Raw genomic sequence first — 15627 nt, 5'->3', positions numbered from 1 at the left:
GTCGTAAGCGCTAAAGTGTAAAGCAAAGTGCGCAGATAAGGGCAAGTTACGCGTGCGGCGGGGCAAAAATTAGGAGAATGTAACGGACGAGACTGGCCCGTCCGCGTTTACCACTAGATTGCCCAGCCGCCGGCGTAAAACACCACCAGCGCGGCGGCAATAACGACGGTGCCGACGTTAAGCTTACGCCACTCACCGGCAAAGAGTCTGCCGACCACCAGCGTGGCGAAACCGAGCATAATACCGGTGACAATATTGCAGGTCAGCACGATAAATACTGCCGTCACCAGACCTGACATCGCATCAACGAAATCGCCAAAGTCGATTTTTGCTACGTTGCTGAGCATCAGCAGGCCGACATACATCAGCGCAGGTGCGGTCGCATAGGCTGGCACCAGATAAGCCAGCGGCGACATAAACAGGATCAGCAAAAACAGTAAGCCAACAACGATCGCTGTCAGGCCAGTTTTACCGCCCGCCGCGGTGCCCGCCGCCGATTCGATATAGACCGCCGCCGGAGACGCGCCTACCAGTCCGGCAAACAGACTGCTGACAGAGTCGGTGGTCAGCGCGCGCCCACCATTAATAATCTGGCCCTCTTTATCCAGCAGGCTCGCCTGCCCCGCCACTGCACGGATGGTGCCGGTGGCGTCAAACACCGCCGTCATGACCAGCGCCAGCACGCTTGGCAGTACCACCGGCTGTAGCGCGCCCATGATATCCAGGCTAAACAGCAGCGACGCCCCCTGACTGTCACGCAGGCTTGGCCAGGCGAAGAGGCCCTGATATTTCACCGCCGGATCGAATATCAGTCCGAGCACTGAGATAGCGATAATGGTCAGCAAAATGCCGCCCGGTACACGGCGCTTCTCCAGGCCAAAAATCGCGGCCAGCCCCAGCAGTGACATGATCACCGGAAAGGAGGCGAACTGGCCCAGCGCCACCGGCATACCGGGTGCAGGATTTTTCACCACCAGCCCGATACCGTTGGCGGCAATCAGCAGCAGAAACAGACCAATTCCAACGCCTGTACCATGTGCCACGCCCATCGGCAGATTGCGCAAAATCCAGGCACGAATGCCGGTAACAGAGATGAGCGTAAACAGCAGTCCCATCAGGAACACCGCGCCAAGTGCGACCGGAACGCTGATCTGCTGGCCCAGTACCAGGCTGAACGCGGTAAAGGCGGTCAGCGAAATGGCACAGCCAACCGCCATCGGCAAATTGGCCCACAGGCCCATGAGAATGGAGCCGAAACTGGCGACTAAGCAGGTGGCGACAAAAACGGCGGCAGGCGAAAAACCGGCTTTGCCCAGCATGCCGGGCACCACGATGACCGAGTAGACCATCGCCAGGAAGGTGGTCAGTCCCGCCAGAATTTCCTGCCGGACAGAACTGCCGCGTGCAGAAACAGAGAACCAGGCGTCCAGCTTGCCAGCGGACGAGCGTGATTCGTATGACATAGTTGAGCCTCAAGAATTTTGTTGTGTGAAATGCCCTGCGTCGCTGCCTGCTAATTTCCCTGGATAACGGCCTGATGCAGGCGTGCATCAGGCGGCAGGCAAACGTTTACTTCGCAGCGGATAACGGCCTGTTAAGCGGGCCGTTAAAAGGCAGGGGATTATCCGGCGTTTAGCCGCCTGTTTTCAACTGCTTCCTTGACTAAATTCAGGAGACAGGGGACGGTTCGGGACGATTTTTGCAGCGTTGTGCGGCGGTCATGTGCGCAGCGCCGCGATGTTATCATTTGATTCTTTGGGCCTTTTCCCGGTCAGCTTCCCGGCAGTACTTCACCCCCCTGCTCAACGGCGCGCTGCCAGGCGGCACGCTGCTGGATCGTTTTAAGCCACTGCGCCGTGGCGGGCATCTCAGCCAGACCACCGCGCGACTGCATCGCCAGCAGCGGAAAACTCATCTGGATATCGGCAATACTGAAGCGCTTTCCGCTGAACCAGGGATGGGCAGAGAGGTGCTGCTCAATCATCTGGCGGTGCGGCACCAGCTGCTTATCCAGCCAGGCTTTCTGGATCCCTTTGCCCAGCGCAGCCCCGGCCGGACGCAATAGCCAGGGAACCGGTGCCTGGCCCAAGCGACCAAATACCAGCTTCATCAGCAACAGCGGCATCAGCGATCCCTCCGCGTAATGCAGCCAGTAAGTGGTTTGCAGGCGCGCAGCATCATCTGCCGGTTTCAGACGATGCTCGGTGTCGTACTTGTTTTCCAGATAAGAGAGGATGGCACCCGACTCCGCGACAACCTGATTCTCATCCGTAATCACCGGTGACTTACCGAGTGGATGCACCTTTTTTAGCGCTTCAGGTGCCAGCATTGAAGCCTCACGCTGGTAGCGCTTGATTTGATAAGGCACCTCCAGCTCTTCCAGCAGCCATAACACACGGTGCGAGCGCGACTGCTCAAGGTGGTGGACAGTAATCATGTTGAATCCCTGTTATGAGCCTCAGGCAAGTATAGCCCCCCTCCTCGTTAGCGCGGCGGCTTCCCCTTGTCACCCTGTTCAGGATCGAGCAGCACCGCTCCCGATCCCTGCTGCCCCAGCCGATCTCCCGGGTTGCGCAAGGGACAGTCGCGCATGGATAAACAGCCGCAGCCGATGCAGCCATCGAGATCGTTGCGCAGGCGCGTCAGGGTTTCGATACGCTTGTCCAGCTCTTCGCGCCAGTGCTGCGTTAGCGCATCCCACTCCTGTGCCGACATACGCTTATTGGCAGGAATATGCATCAGGCTGTCGCTTACGGTGGCGAGCGGAATACCGATGCGCTGGGCAATCTTAATGATGGCGACGCGGCGCAGCACGTCACGGCTGTAGCGACGCTGATTGCCCCCGTTGCGCGTGCTGGAGATCAACCCTTTGCTCTCGTAGAAATGCAGCGCGGAGACCGCGACACCACTACGCTGCGCCACTTCTCCCGGCGTTAACACCGGCTTCGGGTAGTTGCGATCTTTTTTCATTTGGCTCTTTACCTCAAGTTAACTTGAGGAATTATACTCGCCTGCGTCAAATAACGAATCCCTCAGGACTAAAGGACGAGAATATGATGCAAGAAGAGATCATTCACTCCCTGACGCACTGGATCGATCAGAACCTGGATAAGACGCTGTCGATTGATGAAGTGGCGGCGAAATCGGGCTATTCAAAATGGCATCTGCAGCGTATGTTCCGTACCGTGACGAAACAGACGCTGGGTGGCTATATTCGCGAACGTCGCCTGACGCTGGCGGCGGAAGCACTGCGCCAGACGCAGCGTCCGGTTTTTGATATTGCGATGCAGTATGGCTATGACTCGCAGCAGACTTTTTCACGCGTATTTCGCCGCCAGTTTTCTCAAACGCCTACCGCCTATCGTCACGCTATGCGCCGCCAGGCGATGCAGCGTCCACGCCTGGTCAGCTTCGACTGTAGCGAATCCATGGCCAGTTTTACCCAGCGTACCACTGGCGAATGCTGCCCGATTCGCTAAGACTCTGCGCCCATAACGGGCGCCTCTTTTCTGCTCTCTGCCTCACACCGCCCGTTTCCCCCTCGGCCTGACACGCGTGAGAACTTTTGCTTCTTACCCGGTACAAATTTTGTTCATAATTTCAAATCCAGTGATATAATGTGACACAGGTCACACATTACACCCCTTTTTGACGACGAAAAGCCCTTCCCTGACGCGTCTTTTCGTCGCCGGTGATGTCCAGTAACCGTCAGGGATAATCACTCAGATTCAGAGGCTTAAGTCGATGGCGACGATTACTACCAGCTTGATTGTTATGCGTTGGGAACTGCTCAGCGCAATTATGATGTTTTTTGCCAGCACCCTTAAAATTCGTTTTCGTCAGAACAGCCATCATGTAATGGCGTTTATGTGCGGCAGCATCGGTCTGGGCATGACCTGCTGGTTTGTGATGGGTCTGATGGGCATTACGCTGAGCATGGAAAACGTGCATCACTTTATGACAGTCACCAAAGATGCCTTCATACAGGTCATGAGTCAGACGCCACCCGACCTGCCAATGCCCTGATCGCGGGTCACCTGAGAACTTCTGTTCCAGCCCCCAGCGCTGATACGTGACGCGCTGCTTCGTGCAGCCAATAAAAAACCCCGCAGAGCGGGGTTTTTTATTTTGCTGTGTGACTTAAACTTTTTTCAACAGCGCAGGGATGTTGACATCCTGCACTGAAACGCCCGGTCTCTGCGTGCCGCGACGGTCCTGAATCCACATATCTCCCATCATCTGGTTAAGTCCGCGATCCAGTCCAGTGACAAGTCCCGCCCCCGGCGTAAAGGTCAGCTCACCAAAGTAGATGCGTCCCTCATGGATATACCAGTCGACACGCACATAGTCGAACTCGCTCGCCAGCTTCTTGCTGAGATCCAGCGCGTGCTGCAGCGACTCGGCAATGCGGGTGACATCCAGCCCGGTATCGCGAATTTTATGGAACGCTTCAGTCAGGTTATTGACGTAGAAGTTCATCGACAGCTGCGGCTGGCAGCGGTTGTAGATGACCTGCAACACATACTCAAAGCGGCCATCGCGCTTATTGAACATGTGGAACTTATAATCAATCGGCGCTGTTTTACCGTCGCCAATGTACTGCTCAACCAGAATACGCGGCTTGATGTAGCGATAGTGGATCTCGCGCGCCTCATTAGCAAAGTCGGTTTTCAACCACTGGTAGCAGCTGTTGATAATCTGCTGTTTACGCAGCGTATCGGGCTCTTCCAGCAGAATTTCTACCATGTTGGAAGCGTGGTTCGGCTTGATCACCGTTCCCTTCCAGCTGGGCAGAGTGTTGAGCGAGGCCGGATCGGTGGACTCGTGCACCAGAGGGATCAGGTACTCGCTGCCGATCTTCTCGGCAATGTAGTCGCGCACCGAATACTTGTCTGACAGGCGACCGTAAATCTGGTAGTCACCATAGACAAATTTGCGGTACAGCACCTTTTCATTGAATACCTTGGGCTGACGCAGGTTAGGTAGCTTTCTGAACTTGTGGAAGTAGTAAATGCGGTCCTGGTATGCCCAGGGCATCTTCTTGATGAAGTACTGCACACTTCTTCTGAGTTCATCTTTCAACTTAAACATATCGGACCTCATTTGTAGGTTTTGTAGTTGAGCGAGGAAACTTGAATTCTTTGAATGACGCCGTTTTTGAAGAAGTAATTCATTACGGTGAGGGACAAGAGTTCCGACACGAAGACGCTCCATGCAGCGCCCATAATGCCGTAGCCCTGGATCAGCCACCACGAAAGCGGCAGGCTGATGACCATCAGGCAGATGATTTTCTTCAACAGATAGTTGAAACCACCCTCTTTGACCATGTAGCGATAGGCTACGGTGCCCATGGCGGAAAAGCAGGTCGCCATGGACAACAGCGTAATGAGACTTCCTGACTGTGTGTATTCTGACCCGTACAAAGCGATGATGATTTTCTCGCCAAACAGCGCGATGACCAGCAACATCATCAGTGAAACTCCCATGACATAACCATTCAGCCGTGCTGCCAGCTTGATGGCCACTTCACCGCGTTCTCTGAAAATTTCAGTGAAGCAAGAAGTTATGAGTGCCACGGGGATAAAAATCCACGAAGCCGCAATGGTGTTGGCCGCCGCAAACAGCCCCAGATCGCTTGCCGATGCAATACCGGCCAAAAACATTTGTGCAGCTTTGACCTGTACGGAGATAAAGATGCTGGAGATCGCCAGCGGCAAACCGGCATACATCAGGTAGCGCAAATAGGCGCTGCGTTTCTCTTGCGGCGGAGCAATATCCTGGGTTTCACGGTAGAAGTTGTAGCGTTTGATAACGTAGGGCACGAGCGTCACGGCCACGATGGAAAGCGTGAGCCATGCAGGATTCAGACGCAGCCAGGCAATCGCGAAGCTGATGGCAAAGCTGAGCAGCATCCCGAGCGAGTTAGCAACGGTATTGAGCCGGGAAGCGAGTCGCGCATTGTTGTACACGCTGAACGTATCCTGGGTAACAAACACCGAGGCGACAAAGGAGGCCAGCGTAAACGCGAGAAAGTTTTGCGGCATGGTAAACCACACCCAGGCCAGTACCGGCGCGGCGGTCAGCAGCAGTAAAATCATACGCAGCGTGCGCGCCACGTTCATCAGACGGAGCCCTTTTGGGGCGCTTTTGCTGATCCGCTTAAACAAAATGGTTTCGGTGCCAAAGATGGCAACGGTCTGGACCATTGAAAACAGAGAGGTCGAAAATGCCATTTGACCAAATACCGTTGGCCCAAATGACTTTGCCACGTAGGAGGTCACAAATATGACGCCAAAAACCGAGACAATCTTTTCAGACATCATCCAGGCGGCATTAGACATTACGCTTAATTTCATTGACTCATCCTTTGCATTACTTACTTCAACCGCTTCGGTACAACGTCCCTGTAACGAATTAACAAGCGCGCAGTGGGCCTGGCGTTATTTAAAGATTTCAAACCAGGCTGGTCCGAAAAATGAGAATCAGAACACGATTCGGTGAATATTTTCAGGATAATTCTGATTAAATTTGGCTCAGAATGGCGGATTTGGAATCGATTTCACGGTGAAAACATGACTCATCCGCAGGCCATTTCCCTGCAAATTTAGCAAGCACGTAATGCTAAATATCAAATGTATGTAGAAATTTTTCGTATTTGGGATGGAGAGAATCTATAACAAAAATCCCTGACCAGGAAGGTGCGGTTATGGGATAAGAATAAAATAAGATTTATCCCATGATGATATTTATTCCAAATAACTTAATTTAACCCACGCAATTCTAATCGCGCACTTTAATACTGCATTAATAGTTTATTTACAGTGCCAGATATTAATACAGTACATCTCATCCATTAATCGATAAGAAAGGTAAGAGCATTTATGAGAAAGTCACGATATAGCGAAGAGCAAATCACAAATGCCATTAAAGCTTCTGAATCAGGGGTTAAAGTCAGGGAGATTTGTGACGAGCTAGGGATCTCTGAGGCAACGTTCTACAGCTGGAAGAAGAAATTCTCTGGGCTGTCATCAGAGGAAGGTAGAAAAATCAAAGAGTTAGAAGATAAGCTACAAACACTTACCCGGGAACTGCAAACCCTCAACTCAGACAAGGAGATGCTACAGAGCGTATTGAAAAACTTCTTCACCACCAACGAAAAGCGCCAGGCGGTTAACTTTCTACAGAGCACTTTCGACATCGGCACGCGCCGCAGCTGCCGTTTGCTGGATATTAGCCGTAGCGTTTATCACTATCCGTCAGGCTCAGAAAACCGATAAAACCAATAATAGTGCCCTAATGATGACTTAGCGCTGAGATTGTTCTTACCAGAAGAGATGATGACACTTTAACTTACCATTCGCGGCTTTAATTTTCGTTCCACGCATTCCTGATGAGTTTGCCTGCAAGGTCGACTTTCATTTTTTGCGGTAATATTGATAAGCACCAGCAAAAGTCTCGCAATTCTCGCTACTTCTCTACTTGCCCAATCTCATTTCGATGAGATTGGTGCTTCTCCTTTAACTTTAACACTGTTAATGCCCGGCGTTAAAACGTCCGTCTTTCATTAAGCAGCAGTGAACAACACCTCAAATTAACGCTTCGTTTACCACAGATTAACCTGGCACTAACTTTGCACCTGGCGAAGATTATTTGCTCTGCCACTGGTAAACGAGACGGCAAAAAGAAACCAGGATTTTTCTCACCACAATGGTTTACGATTGCTAATTGCTTTCATTAATGAACATTGATGGCATATAGGATTAATCAGCCAAAAGATAGCAATGGCTAACGTTTCATAATTGTTCGCGTCCGGGCTTTTTCTTACCCGACTGGCTGGTTTTGGAAAAAAAGATGGTTTATTCACCCGCTTTCTCAGTGCCAGACAGCAATAAAAACGCACCGGCAGCCAATAAATATGCATTAAACCGGCGAATTCCTCGCCATCAAAATGGGTATGCCGGGCTAACCAGCCTGGTGAGAGGGGGTCTGGCGAACGCAATATCGCTATCCAGGAGCGTCTGATGCCGCATTGAGGCAGGAAAAAAATGAGATCCAGATCGCCTTTTAAACGCTAAACCGCTTTTCTTTGGATAATAAACAGCAAAAGAACGGCAAAATGCGCCGTTCTCCGCTGCGTATAATTCTTAAAACTCAGTGAAATCAGCGACTCAGTACAGATTAAAAAGTCGCTAACAACGCCGTTAACGATCGACAGAAGTAATAACCGGCTCAGGTTTGATTCGCATTGCCCACAGTACGCCAGCTATCAGGCAGACAATCCCCCCCAGCGTTAGCAGAGGCGGCCAGTGTTGCCGCCACAGGAAGGTCCAGAACAAGCCTGACAGCGTTTCAAATACAATAAGCGGCCCCATGAAAACCGTTGGCAGCCGCTGACTGGCCACATTCCAGCACAGCGTACCCAGCCAGGAACAGAGCAGACCAATCATCAGCATCAGCGGCAAAAAACACTGCGGCTGTGGTCCGAAAGGCAGGGCAAACGTCGGGTGTTGCCAGGCCAGCTGCACACAGACCAGTGCATACATAATTAGCGCCAGCGGCAGCGTCACGATGCCCTGCGCCGTCGCCCAGGTGCCGGGCTTATGCTGCGGGTGAGTGCGTAACCAACGCGCATTACGCAGCGGATACCAGGTCCAGCACGCAACAGCCAGCACCGCCAGCGCAATACCACTCAGGTAACGCATCAGATCCCACTCTCTCTCCTGCCCATGCAGTTCAGCAATATTGACGCAGAGCAGTCCTGCGCCAATCGCCAGCAGCGCAGGAAGCAGTTTTCGCCATGCCAGACGCCCTTCAAGATGGCCATAGCAGAGGTTGGCGGCGATCGCCATCACGACCGGCAGCGTGCCGATAATCATGGTTGAAACCGGTGCGCCGGTGCGCTGAATCGCACTGGCAAGAAAGGTGTAATAAAGGAGGTTGCCTACCAGTGACAGTTTTAACGCTTCCCACCAGTCGGCAGGCAGCAGCTTACGCAGGCGATGGCGATCGTGCCAGGCCAGCGGCAGAGCAATCAAACCAAAGGCAAGGTAGCGGCCAGCGGACTGTAGCGCGCCGGGATAGTCCGGCACCAGCAGCGGCCCCACAAAAATCAGTCCCCACATCAGCCCTGCGGCAAGGGCAAACAGCACGCCAGCTAACATCGTCTCTTCCTTTATAAAGGTGAAGAGCGCAGTGTGGCGAAATAAGCGGGCAAAAATCTTGTAGCAGATTGCGGTTTATCTTACGCGCCGTTCACCTGCTTCTGGTAGCGCACCGGCGTAATGCCATAGCGCTGCGCGAAAGCACGCGTCAGGTGCGCCTGATCGCTCAGGCCCACGCTTGCCGCCACGTCCGCCGCTGCCATGCCACGCGCCAGCAGCAGCTTGGCTTCATAGAGTCGATAGGCCATCAGCATCTGATGGGGGGTGACATGAAAGTGCGCGCGGAAGGCACGCAGAAAATGCCACGGGGAGAGTGCGGCCAGCGTCGCCAGCTCTTCCAGCCTGACTGGCTCGGCCAGATGCTCCCGCAGGTAGTCACGCACCTGATCAAAACGGTGGCGAGCCTCTCCTCTCTGTTTTCGCGCCACGCGCGCCAGCGGCCGCAGTTGCGATAGCAGCTCAACCAGCACGCTTTGCCGCGCCAGCGCATTTTCTGCCTGCCACAGCATAGAGAGCATCTGCGACAGCGGCTGCGCCAGCCGCGCATCGGTGCGTAACGCATCGTTAAACCACCAGCCGCTATCGCCCGTAAGCTGCGCCATCTCATCCGGATGAATATAGATCATCTGATAGCGCCAGCCCTCTTCGCAGGCCGATTCACCGGTATGCAGTTCATCAGGGTTCATCATGATCAGCGAGTGGGCTGGCGCAGTATACTGTGCGCCGCGATAGCGGAAACGCTGCACGCCCGACTCTATCGTGCCGATGCCGAAGGCTTCATGCGTATGGGGTTCAAAGGCATAGCGAGAGATATGCGCCTGGTAAAGCTCAACGCCGGGCAGTTCGTCATACTGCCGAAACTGCGCACGATCTTTTTCGCAGGGAAAAATAGCCGGAACGACGCCCACCTTTATCTCCTCGTTAGCCTGAAGAGCTTAAGCATGCCAGCGATGCCTGGCGGATTGCAAAACAGTTTTGCCATTTCGCCGTGGCAGAGTGAGACTAAGCGTCACCAGAGCAAAGGAGAAAGAGCAATGTCCCTGAAAACAGTGATTGTTGTCGATATGCAAAACGGTGTATTTGCCACACCCCGCTTTGATCGCGCCGGGCGAACCGCGCGGATTAACCAGCTGATCAACGCCGCCGATCGCACCATCTTTGTTACGCACTGCGAAGGCGACATGCAGGAAGGGAGTCATGCTTTTGCGCTGCTGGCGGAGCTGCATCAGCCCGCTGACAGCCTGTTTGTCACTAAAACCGCCTGCGACAGTTTCTGGCACACCGGGCTGGCTGCGACGCTGGCGCAGCTGGAGGTCAATGCGTTTGTGATTTGCGGCTGTGCGACAGATTATTGCGTCGACACCACGATCAAAGTGGGTGCAGGGTTGGGTTATTGCGTTACCGTTGCGGCTGATGCGCATACCACGGCGAATCGCACCTGGGCCAGCGCAGAGCAGTTGATTGGGCAACATAATGAGGTCTGGGCAGGCCTGTCCCTGCCGGGAAACGTTCCGCAGGTCAAGCGTACGGCAGAAATCATCGCAGACTGGTCACGCAGCTTGTGCCGTGATCGATAACGTCAGGCCGGATATATCGCCTGCCTCATTTATCTTCTCCGCCAGGAAAGCATCGTGCGCACATTTCATATCTCCTTTACGCCATCGGTTTATTATTTCTATTTATTTGCCTATTACCTGTGCCTGACGGTTATGCTGTTAAGCAGCCACGATCGTTTTAAATGGATAGCATTTCTGCTGGTTTCAATCATTAGCATAGCGATATTTTTTGTCCTGCTGTGTCAAAACTTTTCTTTCAAAAAAAAGAAGAAATTTAAATATCGCCACCTGCGCACCCAGTACGAGCACTGCGTGGGATTAGCCTGCTGCTCGACTATTCTTTTCGCATTGAGCATCATTGCCTTTCATCTTTCCCAGCAGATTGAATGGTCGGCTACCTTATACATTTCGTCCCTTATCGCGCTTTTTTTCTCAGTCACGATTTTTCTGGCTGAGAACGAGTATTTTGAAAAATATTACAAAAATGGTATCTCCTGGCTCATCAGGCTTGCCTGGCTGGGCGTGACGTTTTACTGCTATGCATTTGCCCGCCATACCTTTATGACGCTGGCTGACCTGACCTACGAGCAGACTTCATCGCGGCTTACGGTGATTGGCTATGCAGGGCTGATGACAGCCCTGTTCATTTCGGCTTCGTTAGTCGCCATTTTCTGGATAGTCCTGTTTTTTGAAAACACGCCGGTTTACCACGGCAATAAGCGGCTAACGATGAAAAGAGATGCGACACCTATTATTATTCCCGTTATCGCCACCACGGTAATGACGTGGAGTATTTTCTCAACTCATACGTCCCCCGTCCTCAATTTTGCGTTTAATGTTATCGTTCCGCTTGAAACGCGCGATACCTTTACCTGCCATAACCAGCAGCGCTATATACCCGACGCCGTGACGCGCTATTATCTTGATGCAGGAAAAGGTAATTACCGTGTATTTGAGCAGCACGATGGGAAATGGGAAGTACGTCGACTTGAGTGTCAGGAAAAAAAGCCCGGCTACCGGCTGAGCGAAATAAACAACCGGGAAGAGCTGGTAACGGAAAAGCTTAAGAGAATGGGCAGAGAAGCGCAGGCGATGCAGAACACGCTGTTACCGCGGCTATAACAACCGGGTGCCCTCATAAAAAAAGCCGCGACAAGGCGCGGCTTTTTTGGGGGATATCGCGTTATCAAAACGGGATATCGTCGTCGAAATCCATCGGCGGTTCATTATTGTTGCTCGCCGGTGCGCTCTGCGGCTGAGGACGTGACTGCGCGCCACCGCTGAACTGGTTTCCGCCCTGCGGCTGCTGCGGCTGGCCCCAGCCGTTATTGTTGCCGCTGCTCTGACCACCGCCCATCGGTGCGCCGCCTGCGCTCGCGCCCTGCTGACGGCCGCCCAGCATCTGCATGGTGCCGCCGACGTTTACCACGACTTCAGTAGTGTAGCGATCCTGACCGCCCTGATCCTGCCATTTACGGGTGCGCAGCTGACCTTCGATGTAAACCTGTGAACCTTTACGCAGATACTCGCCAGCAACTTCCGCCAGCTTGCCGAACAGCACCACGCGATGCCACTCAGTAATCTCTTTGTTTTCACCGGTCTGCTTGTCACGCCAGCTCTCCGACGTGGCCAGCGTAATGTTGGCAACCGCGCCACCATTTGGCATGTAGCGCACTTCCGGATCCTGACCCAGATTCCCGACAAGAATCACTTTATTTACGCCACGACTGGCCATGTTGCTGTCTCCCGATGGGTTAATGCTGATAAGTCTAAACGATCAATTCTATCACGTCCTGCCCACCGATCCCACTTTCGAGCCGGCTCGCAGATGCGTACATTTTACACCCAAAAAGCAAAAAAGTACTGGATATTTAATCAGTCTATTTTTTGTGCCATAATACCGTGTTTACGCTAATTCGTGTCAGCAAGACACAAGCGTGCTGCTTAATCCGGGAAAGGTGAATGGATAAGATCGAAGTTCGTGGTGCCCGCACCCATAATTTGAAAAACATCAACCTGATCATCCCTCGCGACAAACTCATAGTGGTCACCGGCCTGTCTGGCTCCGGCAAGTCCTCTCTGGCGTTTGATACGCTCTATGCGGAAGGTCAGCGTCGCTATGTAGAGTCGCTCTCTGCCTATGCGCGCCAGTTTCTCTCTTTAATGGAGAAGCCGGACGTAGACCACATTGAAGGTTTGTCGCCCGCTATCTCTATTGAGCAGAAGTCCACTTCACACAACCCCCGCTCGACCGTTGGTACCATCACGGAGATCCATGACTATCTGCGTCTGCTGTTTGCTCGCGTCGGCGAGCCACGCTGCCCGGATCACGACGTGCCGCTGGCGGCGCAGACCGTTAGCCAGATGGTAGACAATGTGCTGGCGCAGGAGGAAGGCCGCCGCCTGATGTTACTGGCTCCGATCGTGAAAGATCGTAAAGGCGAGCATACCAAAACGCTGGAGAACCTGGCGGCGCAGGGCTATATCCGTGCCCGTATTGACGGCGAAGTGTGCGATCTTTCCGATCCGCCGAAGCTGGAGCTGCATAAAAAGCACACCATTGAGGTCGTTATCGATCGCTTTAAGGTGCGCGAGGATCTGTCGACGCGTCTCGCCGAATCATTTGAAACTGCGCTGGATCTCTCCGGTGGCACGGCGATCGTCGCCGATATGGATGACGCCAGCGCAGAAGAGCTGCTCTTCTCTGCAAACTTCGCCTGCCCTGTCTGCGGCTATAGCATGCGCGAGCTTGAACCACGTCTTTTCTCCTTCAACAACCCGGCCGGTGCCTGTCCGACCTGTGACGGGCTCGGTGTACAACAATATTTTGATCCCGAGCGCGTTGTGCAGAACGGTGAACTGTCGCTGGCTGGCGGTGCGATACGCGGCTGGGATCGCCGCAACTTCTACTATTTTCAGATGCTGCGCTCGCTGGCAGAACATCTTAACTTCGACGTCGAAGCACCGTTCAACACCCTGAGCGACAAAGCGCAACAGGTCATTCTGTACGGCTCAGGTAAAGAGAGCATTGAGTTTAAGTACATCAACGATCGTGGCGATACTTCGGTGCGTCGCCATCCGTTTGAAGGTGTGCTGCATAATATGGAGCGTCGCTACAAAGAGACGGAATCCACAGCCGTTCGCGAAGATCTGGCGAAATTTATCAGCAACCGCGCCTGCGCCAGCTGTGACGGCACGCGCCTGCGTCGCGAAGCGCGCCATGTGTTTGTAGAGAATACCAATCTGCCTACCATCTCAGATATGAGCATTGGCCACGCGATGGATTTCTTCCGCAATCTCAAACTGAGCGGCCAGCGCGCGAAAATCGCCGAGAAGGTACTGAAAGAGATCGGCGATCGCCTGAGCTTCCTCGTCAATGTTGGCCTGAACTATCTGTCGATGTCGCGCTCCGCAGAGACACTTTCCGGTGGTGAAGCGCAGCGTATTCGCCTGGCAAGCCAGATCGGTGCGGGTCTGGTGGGCGTGATGTACGTACTGGACGAACCCTCCATCGGCCTGCACCAGCGCGACAACGAACGTCTGCTGAGCACCCTTATCCACCTGCGCGATCTCGGTAACACGGTGATCGTGGTTGAACATGATGAGGACGCTATCCGGGCGGCGGACCATGTAATCGACATCGGTCCCGGCGCCGGCGTGCACGGTGGCCAGGTTGTGGCCGAAGGCACAGTTCATGAAATCATGGCGGTGGAAGAGTCGCTGACCGGCCAGTTCCTCAGCGGCAAGCGTGAAATTGCGGTGCCGCAAGAGCGCGTCAAAGGCGATCCGACAAAGACGCTGAAGCTGAGCGGCGCGCGCGGCAATAACCTGAAGGATGTTACGCTGACGCTGCCGGTTGGCCTGTTCACCTGTATCACCGGCGTCTCCGGATCAGGTAAATCGACGCTGATTAACGATACGCTGTTCCCTATCGCCCAGCGCCACCTGAACGGAGCAACCACGGGCGAAGCGGCACCCTATCGTGAAATCAACGGGCTTGAGCACTTTGACAAGGTCATCGACATCGACCAGAGCCCGATTGGCCGTACACCGCGCTCTAACCCGGCAACCTATACCGGTATCTTTACGCCGGTACGTGAGCTATTTGCCGGTGTGCCGGAGGCGCGTTCACGCGGCTATAACCCCGGCCGCTTCAGCTTTAACGTGCGCGGTGGCCGCTGCGAGGCGTGCCAGGGCGACGGTGTACTGAAGGTGGAGATGCACTTCCTGCCGGACATCTATGTGCCCTGCGATCAGTGCAAAGGCAAGCGCTACAACCGTGAAACGCTGGAGATCAAATACAAAGGAAAAAGCATTCACGAAGTGCTGGAGATGACCATTGAAGAGGCGCGCGAGTTCTTCGACGCGGTGCCTGCGCTGGCGCGTAAGCTGCAAACGCTGATCGATGTCGGCCTCTCCTATATTCGCCTTGGCCAGTCAGCAACCACGCTCTCCGGAGGAGAAGCACAGCGCGTGAAGCTGGCGCGTGAGCTGTCGAAGCGCGGTACCGGTCAGACGCTCTATATCCTTGATGAGCCGACCACCGGCCTGCACTTTGCCGATATTGCCCAGCTGCTGCAAGTGCTGCATCAGCTGCGCGATCAGGGCAACACCATTGTGGTGATTGAGCACAACCTTGACGTGGTCAAGACCGCCGACTGGATTGTTGATCTCGGCCCGGAAGGCGGCAGCGGCGGCGGTGAAATCCTGATTGCCGGTACGCCGGAGACGGTTGCCGAGTGTGAGAGATCCCATACCGCGCGCTTCCTGAAGCCGTTACTGCAAAAGTAAACCTGCCTGACGCCGGCGATCGCCCTGCGCATCGGTTCGTTGCTCTCTCTGAAAGACCCGCTTCGTGCGGGTCTTTTTTCTGCCCAATCCACGTAATAAAAACAGAATCAGGCAAGATT

14 protein-coding genes are annotated in these 15627 nt (G+C 53.9%); 6 read left to right on the top strand and 8 right to left on the bottom strand.

Features of this window, described 5'->3' with window-relative positions; all coding sequences use genetic code 11:
* Positions 1–113: 113 nt before the first annotated feature.
* The 3 genes from HP564_RS10785 to soxR all read right to left on the bottom strand — a co-directional run bounded on the left by HP564_RS10785 (position 114) and on the right by soxR (position 2970).
* The gene (locus tag HP564_RS10785) at positions 114–1463 is read right to left on the bottom strand and encodes an NCS2 family permease (protein WP_371242852.1); all 1350 of its coding nucleotides are present in this window, start codon (positions 1461–1463) and stop codon (positions 114–116) included.
* Positions 1464–1771: 308 nt separating this feature from the next.
* Positions 1772–2437, bottom strand: a complete 666-nt coding sequence (locus tag HP564_RS10780; RefSeq protein WP_371242850.1) for a glutathione S-transferase family protein — start codon at positions 2435–2437, stop codon at positions 1772–1774.
* 47 nt (positions 2438–2484) lie between these two features.
* On the bottom strand, positions 2485–2970 hold the full coding sequence (gene soxR, locus HP564_RS10775; protein ID WP_371242848.1) for a redox-sensitive transcriptional activator SoxR: 486 nt from the start codon (positions 2968–2970) through the stop codon (positions 2485–2487).
* A gap of 83 nt (positions 2971–3053) precedes the next feature.
* Here soxR and soxS point away from each other — a divergent pair, with 83 nt between their 5' ends.
* Both soxS and HP564_RS10765 read left to right on the top strand, forming a co-directional pair.
* Positions 3054–3479, top strand: coding sequence for a superoxide response transcriptional regulator SoxS (gene soxS, locus HP564_RS10770; RefSeq protein WP_371242846.1), 426 nt, complete (start codon positions 3054–3056; stop codon positions 3477–3479).
* A gap of 265 nt (positions 3480–3744) precedes the next feature.
* Positions 3745–4026, top strand: a complete 282-nt coding sequence (locus tag HP564_RS10765; protein WP_371242844.1) for a YjcB family protein — start codon at positions 3745–3747, stop codon at positions 4024–4026.
* A 114-nt stretch (positions 4027–4140) separates the two neighbouring features.
* On the opposite strand, the gene HP564_RS10760 is transcribed toward HP564_RS10765, so the two are convergent.
* Both HP564_RS10760 and HP564_RS10755 read right to left on the bottom strand, forming a co-directional pair.
* Positions 4141–5091 carry an ATP-grasp fold amidoligase family protein gene (locus tag HP564_RS10760; protein WP_371242842.1) on the bottom strand — a complete coding sequence of 317 codons (951 nt, stop codon included), beginning with the start codon at positions 5089–5091 and terminating at the stop codon, positions 4141–4143.
* 8 nt (positions 5092–5099) lie between these two features.
* On the bottom strand, positions 5100–6356 hold the full coding sequence (locus HP564_RS10755) for a polysaccharide biosynthesis C-terminal domain-containing protein (RefSeq protein WP_371242840.1): 1257 nt from the start codon (positions 6354–6356) through the stop codon (positions 5100–5102).
* A 525-nt stretch (positions 6357–6881) separates the two neighbouring features.
* Between HP564_RS10755 and HP564_RS10750 the strand changes: the two genes are divergently transcribed.
* On the top strand, positions 6882–7277 hold the full coding sequence (locus tag HP564_RS10750) for a transposase (protein ID WP_048781395.1): 396 nt from the start codon (positions 6882–6884) through the stop codon (positions 7275–7277).
* A 924-nt stretch (positions 7278–8201) separates the two neighbouring features.
* On the opposite strand, the gene HP564_RS10745 is transcribed toward HP564_RS10750, so the two are convergent.
* Together HP564_RS10745 and HP564_RS10740 are read right to left on the bottom strand one after the other, a co-directional pair.
* A complete protein-coding gene (locus tag HP564_RS10745) occupies positions 8202–9161 on the bottom strand; it encodes a DMT family transporter (protein WP_371242838.1) in 960 nt (319 codons plus the stop codon).
* Positions 9162–9241: 80 nt separating this feature from the next.
* Positions 9242–10069, bottom strand: a complete 828-nt coding sequence (locus HP564_RS10740) for an AraC family ligand binding domain-containing protein (protein WP_371242836.1) — start codon at positions 10067–10069, stop codon at positions 9242–9244.
* A gap of 126 nt (positions 10070–10195) precedes the next feature.
* Here HP564_RS10740 and HP564_RS10735 point away from each other — a divergent pair, with 126 nt between their 5' ends.
* Both HP564_RS10735 and HP564_RS10730 read left to right on the top strand, forming a co-directional pair.
* On the top strand, positions 10196–10738 hold the full coding sequence (locus tag HP564_RS10735; RefSeq protein WP_371242834.1) for an isochorismatase family protein: 543 nt from the start codon (positions 10196–10198) through the stop codon (positions 10736–10738).
* 54 nt (positions 10739–10792) lie between these two features.
* Positions 10793–11839 carry a hypothetical protein gene (locus tag HP564_RS10730; protein ID WP_371242831.1) on the top strand — a complete coding sequence of 349 codons (1047 nt, stop codon included), beginning with the start codon at positions 10793–10795 and terminating at the stop codon, positions 11837–11839.
* Between the two features lie 64 nt (positions 11840–11903).
* Here the strand turns inward: HP564_RS10730 and ssb1 are convergent, their stop codons facing one another.
* Positions 11904–12452 (bottom strand): single-stranded DNA-binding protein SSB1, encoded by a 549-nt coding sequence (gene ssb1 / locus HP564_RS10725; protein ID WP_371242829.1) that lies wholly within the window; start codon positions 12450–12452, stop codon positions 11904–11906.
* Between the two features lie 227 nt (positions 12453–12679).
* On the opposite strand from ssb1, the gene uvrA reads away from it, so the two are divergent.
* Entirely contained in the window at positions 12680–15508 is a 2829-nt protein-coding gene (uvrA, locus tag HP564_RS10720; RefSeq protein WP_371242827.1) for an excinuclease ABC subunit UvrA, read from the top strand.
* The last annotated feature ends 119 nt before the right edge of the window (positions 15509–15627 follow it).

The sequence above is a fragment of the Pantoea sp. KPR_PJ genome (assembly GCF_041386365.1).
In the GTDB taxonomy this organism is placed as follows: Bacteria; Pseudomonadota; Gammaproteobacteria; order Enterobacterales; family Enterobacteriaceae; genus Pantoea.
The sequence above is the reverse complement of the archived record's forward strand: the minus strand, read 5'-3'. Positions and strand labels throughout refer to the sequence as shown.

What these genes read in the sequence shown, in the direction of transcription:
- HP564_RS10785 (WP_371242852.1), bottom strand. Translation starts at nt 1,463, where the DNA reads ATGTCATACGAATCACGCTCGTCCGCTGGCAAGCTGGACGCCTGGTTC.
- HP564_RS10735 (WP_371242834.1), top strand. Translation starts at nt 10,196, where the DNA reads ATGTCCCTGAAAACAGTGATTGTTGTCGATATGCAAAACGGTGTATTT.
- uvrA (WP_371242827.1), top strand. Translation starts at nt 12,680, where the DNA reads ATGGATAAGATCGAAGTTCGTGGTGCCCGCACCCATAATTTGAAAAAC.
- ssb1 (WP_371242829.1), bottom strand. Translation starts at nt 12,452, where the DNA reads ATGGCCAGTCGTGGCGTAAATAAAGTGATTCTTGTCGGGAATCTGGGT.
- HP564_RS10780 (WP_371242850.1), bottom strand. Translation starts at nt 2,437, where the DNA reads ATGATTACTGTCCACCACCTTGAGCAGTCGCGCTCGCACCGTGTGTTA.
- HP564_RS10750 (WP_048781395.1), top strand. Translation starts at nt 6,882, where the DNA reads ATGAGAAAGTCACGATATAGCGAAGAGCAAATCACAAATGCCATTAAA.
- HP564_RS10745 (WP_371242838.1), bottom strand. Translation starts at nt 9,161, where the DNA reads ATGTTAGCTGGCGTGCTGTTTGCCCTTGCCGCAGGGCTGATGTGGGGA.
- soxR (WP_371242848.1), bottom strand. Translation starts at nt 2,970, where the DNA reads ATGAAAAAAGATCGCAACTACCCGAAGCCGGTGTTAACGCCGGGAGAA.
- HP564_RS10760 (WP_371242842.1), bottom strand. Translation starts at nt 5,091, where the DNA reads ATGTTTAAGTTGAAAGATGAACTCAGAAGAAGTGTGCAGTACTTCATC.
- HP564_RS10755 (WP_371242840.1), bottom strand. Translation starts at nt 6,356, where the DNA reads ATGAAATTAAGCGTAATGTCTAATGCCGCCTGGATGATGTCTGAAAAG.
- HP564_RS10765 (WP_371242844.1), top strand. Translation starts at nt 3,745, where the DNA reads ATGGCGACGATTACTACCAGCTTGATTGTTATGCGTTGGGAACTGCTC.
- soxS (WP_371242846.1), top strand. Translation starts at nt 3,054, where the DNA reads ATGATGCAAGAAGAGATCATTCACTCCCTGACGCACTGGATCGATCAG.